The sequence below is a fragment of the Vibrio sp. V10_P2A27P122 genome (genome assembly GCF_963874335.1).
Lineage (GTDB): Bacteria > Pseudomonadota > Gammaproteobacteria > Enterobacterales > Vibrionaceae > Vibrio > Vibrio anguillarum.
This window is the reverse complement of the sequence record NZ_CAWNHY010000108.1, coordinates 1-5,375: the sequence shown is the minus strand read 5'-3', so window position 1 is coordinate 5,375 and position 5,375 is coordinate 1. Positions and strand designations below refer to the sequence as shown.

Below are 5,375 nucleotides of genomic sequence, written 5' to 3'. Positions count from 1 at the left end.
ACTGGTGTACCCCACAAAAAGTAGACAGTACATAACTACATACTTTCGTACTCAACTGGGCTGACATGCCCCAACGCTGAGTGTCTTCTTTTGCGATTGTAAAATACCTCGATGTATTCGAAGATACCCATTCGGGCTTCTTCGATAGTTTGGTAGTCTTCTGCGTATATCAGTTCGACTTTGAGTCGACTGTAGAACGACTCCATCACCGCATTATCCCAACAGTTACCCTGTCGACTCATGCTCGGTACACCTCCATGCTTACGCATGAAGTCTTGATATTTATATGCCCTGTATTGTACACCACGGTCCGAATGAATAATGACGCCCTTAGGCGGCTTACGTGATTCAAACGCCATTTTTAGGGCATTGGTGATGAGCTCAACCGTCATCGTTATCCCTAGTGACCAACCCACGATACGCCTTGAATGCAAGTCCATCACTGTTGCTAAGAAGAGCCAGCGGCTCTTCACCCAGATATACGTGATGTCCGTGACCCACTTCTGATTCGGTGTCTCAGACTCAAAGTCTCTACGCAGTAAATTATCAGCTACATTGATCATAGCGGCCACATCCTTGCTGTATTTAAACCCTTTGCCATTCCGTGCCCTGATACCTTTCTCCTTCATGATATCAGCCACATAGTTCACGCAGCAGGCATAACCGGCTTCATTTAGCTCTTCGGTTATCCGCACTGAACCGTAACGTGCCCTATATTGAGCAAAGGTACACATGACTAGCTGTTCAAAGCGCTCTCGCCGCTTTGAACGCTCACTCGGCGTATGATGGCTCCATTTGTAGTAACCACCTCGACTCACTTCTAAAGTACGACACATTAGGCTAATCGAGTACTCACCGGCATAACTTTCAATGAACTCGTACTTCACTCTTGCTGCTTCGCGAAGTACGCCGACACCTTTTTTAGGAATTCCATTTCATCTTTAAGCCGCTTGTTCTCGCGCCTAAGCGCTCGAAGCTCTTCGGACTCTTTCTTCGAGTAATCGACACCGTCTAAGGTGTTAAACTGTTTATCAGATAGGCGTGTGAACTGGCGCTTCCAGTTCCGGATTTGTTGGGCACTGATGCCCAACTCCTTGGCAACGGAGACAGCTGTTCGGCCAGGAAGACTGGCAAGACGAACTGCTTCTTTGCGGAACTCTTCGGTGTACGCTGGATTACGATGTTTAGCCATAAATCACCTCTCAATTAGACCCTAGATCTAACTTAGCAAAGTGTCTACTAAACGTGGGGTACTCGGAAACATAACGCCCGGCTAAGGGGTTGACAACGCACCGCCAAACTTAAAAAACACACTGTAAACACTGAACTTCAATTTTGCACTAAAGCCGCCACGCGTTGGCAATCCCTCTTGAGCCGTTTGTTAGGCCAATCAATTGACAACAATGCTTTCAAAACCCAAGAACAAGTCTTTTTGTAAAGTTTAAGCAAACTAAACCGTTCATTTATAAACCCAAATGCCCAATCAGAAAAGAAACAAAAAAACTCAAATTGAGCGATTTGGAAGAAAAGTGACGAGCGTAGCATGCTCGGCGGACGTTTGGATGCTGAAGGTTATTTTGCCGCTAAACTCACAACGAAAAGCAACCCAACGCGATCAAGAAACAGCAAATATGTGATGATTATTTATTGCTTAAGTTAAGCCACAAAACATGGCATTTACTGCTCAATTTCAACTCGTTTTAGCTGATAAAAACTCACTTTGCCTAACGCCCGCCTAAGGGGCTGGCAACGCATTACCACTAAACTCAAACACAACAACCGAAACCACCGCAGCTCAATGGGACAAGAAACGCCGCGCGTTGGCAGTCCCTCTTGAGGCGTTTGTTATGCGATTTTTCCACGCATGATGTGTTGTGGGCCAGCTGGACCACCCAAATACTGTTCACCATTATCTTCAAAGCCGCCTTTAAGATAACAAGCTCTTGCAGCTGGATTCTTACAGTTAACTGTCAGATGGACACTCTTAAAGCTTGGGTAGCTCTTTTTCAGATAATCAAACAGCGCTTTTACCGCTTTCGTCCCAAGGCCTTTGCCTTGTTGCGACTTGTCTATAACGAAAAATCTTAAACCGAGCCCGTCAGATGGACAAAATTGATAACTTTCGGAGTAAGCAATGTCCAACTTGAAGAAGCCAACAATTGAACCATCATGCTTGATGACATGGAGATGAGCTGTATCACTGCCATCTTGAAGAAATTCCTCTGCTGTCCCAGCAAATCTTAACTGTTCATCTTCAACGCTCACTTTTTTAAGTGCATTGATATGTGATTCATTAAGTCTTTCAATTTCCAACATTAGTCGATAATTCCTTCTAATCGCATAACGCCCGCTTAAGGGGCAGCCAACGCTACTACTCACTTTCCGCATAACACCGTAATCACAAAAACCAACGCATAGTCAAAATGCCGCGCGTTGGCTGTCCCTCTTGAAGCGTTTGTTATGTGACGAAGTTAAGGTGTTTGTACAGATTTAGGTAGTTTCTTCATTACCTGTTCAGGCACATTATCAGCTAGAGTTTTGCCCTGTTCTTCTTCCATTTTCTGATAGAGGTATAAAGCAATACTTAGCAGTAGCGTGATTCCAGACGCGATTAAACCAGAAAAGACATTTTCAACAATGGCGCGCATTTTGCTCTTAGAAAGTTTAACTTCAACAAGATTAATGATTGCTTCATCTCGGACTTGATTCTTGTACTCGGATAGTTCTTCTAGAAGGGAGACTTGAGTAAAACGATTCACGATATTTTCAGCTTGAGTTCTATATCGTTTCAAGACATCATCGGTCGATGCAAAATTATGGAAATATTTATCAATTTCTTCAGCACTTGGATATGTACCAGACTTTTCATGTTGCATCTTAATCCATTTTATTTTTTCTTGCTTATAGATTGAGTATGCAACCATTCCTACAAAATCATTATCATCTTCAATTATTTGCTCAAAAATTCGATGATTCCACACTGTACAGTTTACCCCTTAGCTTTTGAATAGTTAGCATTAATTTCTTTTGATGTCATCTTCCTCGCCAACACCTTTGACTTTAAAGCAGAGGAAAGCTCGTATGCATCTGATTTTTTGTTGTTTTTTAGAGCAGCAGCTGCTCTTTTTACGATATCTATAGTCATATAAACCTCCTAGCGTTTACTTGATTTTACTGCACACTAGCACAACGAGCAACCAACAGCAGCATTAGTCACATAACGCCCGCCTAAGGGGCTGACAACGCATTACCACAAAACTCAAACACAACAACTGCAACCACCGCGGCTCATTGGGACTGGAAACGCCGCGCGTTGACAGTCCCTCTTGAGGCGTTTGTTAGGTATTTATTGCTGCTGAACGTAAATGAGCCGATTTGTATCAAAACCACGCTCTTTCGACATTTCAATAAACTTGTCCAGAATGCCTGGTTCTACAGTCGGTGTTCTTGAAAGTAACCACAGATATTCTGTATTCGGACCTGACACAAAAGCATAACTGTAGTTTTCACGGTCTAACTCAAACACTACGTAGGAGCCATAAAACGGACCAAAAAATGAAACCTTCAGATAGCCGTCTGTTGAGCTATTCACAAAGTAAGCTTTGCCTTCCGCTTCTTTCCACTCGCCTTTCTCTTCAGAATAACCACGATTAAGAACCGAAACACCACCATCATTTCGAGCTCGGTATTCCGCAGTAACTTGACTTAAACCTCTTTCAAAGGAGTGATCGAGTCGAGCAACCTCGTACCATTTGCCTAAATAGTTGTTCAGTTCAAAATCCGACACTGGTTTTACTGATTCGGGCATGCCCAAGCAGCCATTCAATAAAACAGCGCAAAGAATCAAAAAGATAGCTCTCATGATGTCTCCAAATACCTAACGCCCGCCTAAGGGGCTGGCAACGCATAACACTAAACTTAAACACAACAACCGTAATCACCACGGCTCAATGGGACTGGAAACGCCACGCGTTGACAGTCCCTCTTGAGGCGTTTGTTAGGTAAGTATTGAGGTGCATATCAAGCGCAGTTTATCAATTTTAGAATTTAGTTCAGTTGTTAAGTCAACAGGTTGCTCTAAATTACTTTTATCTGCATCCACGTACATTTTTCGAACAGAATCTCCGATTGCAGGATGACGGATAGCGGCGTCATAAAAACGAACATCGTACAATGGCTGACTCTCGCTTAAATCATAAACTAAGCTATCTAAACATTGTTTAACTAAGTCGATGAGGCCTAACGTAAACTCAATGCAGATGGTAGCAATATCTTCAGAAGGAGCAATAATGAGCTCCCTACCTTTAGAGGTTACTCGATAAAAGTCACATGCTACGTAATATTTTCCTTCTATCCACATATTGATAACTTGCTGGCCATCATGAGTTATAGCATTACGACAGCCTTTGATAAATTTTGCATGCTTAACTTCTCCGAGCATTGCCCAAGAAATTTCATTTCCAGATATTACCGGCAATACGTCTTTTATAGTCTGCAATTGACCACTGAATGCAGAAAAAGCAAAGTTGAGCTCTTGACCTTTTAGCTCAGAATTTCCATTTCGATATTGTTCAGTGGACCTATTACATAAAGTTAGAATTTCATTAAGTCGATACTCTAGCTCAGAGAGAGTATTTCCAAGATAGTGCAAAAACTGGTTTTGTCTTTGATTCAAATTCCAAGATTCCTGATTTACTTACCTAACGCCCGCCTAAGGGGCTGGCAACGCATGCCACTAAACTCAAACACAACAACGGCAACCACCGCGGCTCATTGGGACTGGAAACGCCGCGCGTTGACAGTCCCTCTTGAGGCGTTTGTTATGTGAATTGCCTACCGAAGCTTGTTGTTTCTGTTAAATCGCCTAACTTTGGCTCGCATATTTTTCATTGGTGATGACGTGTTGAACTGGATCATTCGACCAAATGTCCATTGTTCATACCACGTCGTTTCATACAATTCTTCATTGCTTAAACTTGTGACTAACAAGATAAGCTTGTTTATTGTTGAGTCTAACTCCTGAAGTAAGTCCTCGTATTGCCAATCACGGTACTGATCGTGAAAACTGACTGCCAACAATCCAAGCTGATTCCATTTATAACCCGTGTCAGGAAAATCGACTGGCAAACCTTGAGACTTCAAACTGTGCCATTTCAAAACCAAGTTTCCCCAACCAACAAGATAAGCGACAGTGTCACAAACGCTAATTTGTGTTCCTTTTACGTTACCCTCAATTTCACACTGACGTGCCATTGATGCTGGAACGCTCCGATAGTCGTCCATAAGTTTCGGGAATATAGAATTTATCGCTGTGAGCAACTCATCTTTTGATTCTGGAACTGAAGACATTATTTTCTCCATTCACATAACGCCCG

General features: G+C 42.7%; 8 protein-coding genes. All 8 read right to left on the bottom strand.

Annotated elements, in window-relative coordinates; translation table 11 throughout:
- Positions 1-35 precede the first annotated feature (35 nt).
- The 8 genes from AACQ17_RS05630 to AACQ17_RS05595 all read right to left on the bottom strand — a co-directional run bounded on the left by AACQ17_RS05630 (position 36) and on the right by AACQ17_RS05595 (position 5,349).
- Positions 36-887 carry an IS3 family transposase gene (locus AACQ17_RS05630; protein ID WP_094147625.1) on the bottom strand — a complete coding sequence of 284 codons (852 nt, stop codon included), beginning with the start codon at positions 885-887 and terminating at the stop codon, positions 36-38.
- Complete coding sequence (locus AACQ17_RS05625; RefSeq protein ID WP_004413754.1) at positions 884-1,192, bottom strand: transposase; 309 nt, start codon at positions 1,190-1,192, stop codon at positions 884-886. Before AACQ17_RS05625 ends, AACQ17_RS05630 begins: the two co-directional genes overlap by 4 nt.
- 653 nt (positions 1,193-1,845) lie before the next feature.
- A complete protein-coding gene (locus AACQ17_RS05620; protein WP_094167784.1) occupies positions 1,846-2,316 on the bottom strand; it encodes a GNAT family N-acetyltransferase in 471 nt (156 codons plus the stop codon).
- Positions 2,317-2,471: 155 nt separating this feature from the next.
- Positions 2,472-2,981 carry a hypothetical protein gene (locus tag AACQ17_RS05615; protein WP_094167783.1) on the bottom strand — a complete coding sequence of 170 codons (510 nt, stop codon included), beginning with the start codon at positions 2,979-2,981 and terminating at the stop codon, positions 2,472-2,474.
- Between the two features lie 8 nt (positions 2,982-2,989).
- A complete protein-coding gene (locus AACQ17_RS05610) occupies positions 2,990-3,145 on the bottom strand; it encodes a hypothetical protein (protein WP_166537973.1) in 156 nt (51 codons plus the stop codon).
- 201 nt (positions 3,146-3,346) lie between these two features.
- Positions 3,347-3,862, bottom strand: a complete 516-nt coding sequence (locus tag AACQ17_RS05605; RefSeq protein ID WP_055032198.1) for a lipocalin family protein — start codon at positions 3,860-3,862, stop codon at positions 3,347-3,349.
- Positions 3,863-3,997: 135 nt separating this feature from the next.
- Positions 3,998-4,675: a hypothetical protein gene (locus AACQ17_RS05600; protein ID WP_001076331.1), complete on the bottom strand. Its 678-nt coding sequence runs from the start codon at positions 4,673-4,675 to the stop codon at positions 3,998-4,000.
- Between the two features lie 158 nt (positions 4,676-4,833).
- The gene (locus AACQ17_RS05595) at positions 4,834-5,349 is read right to left on the bottom strand and encodes a ClbS/DfsB family four-helix bundle protein (protein ID WP_094167786.1); all 516 of its coding nucleotides are present in this window, start codon (positions 5,347-5,349) and stop codon (positions 4,834-4,836) included.
- Positions 5,350-5,375: the final 26 nt, after the last annotated feature.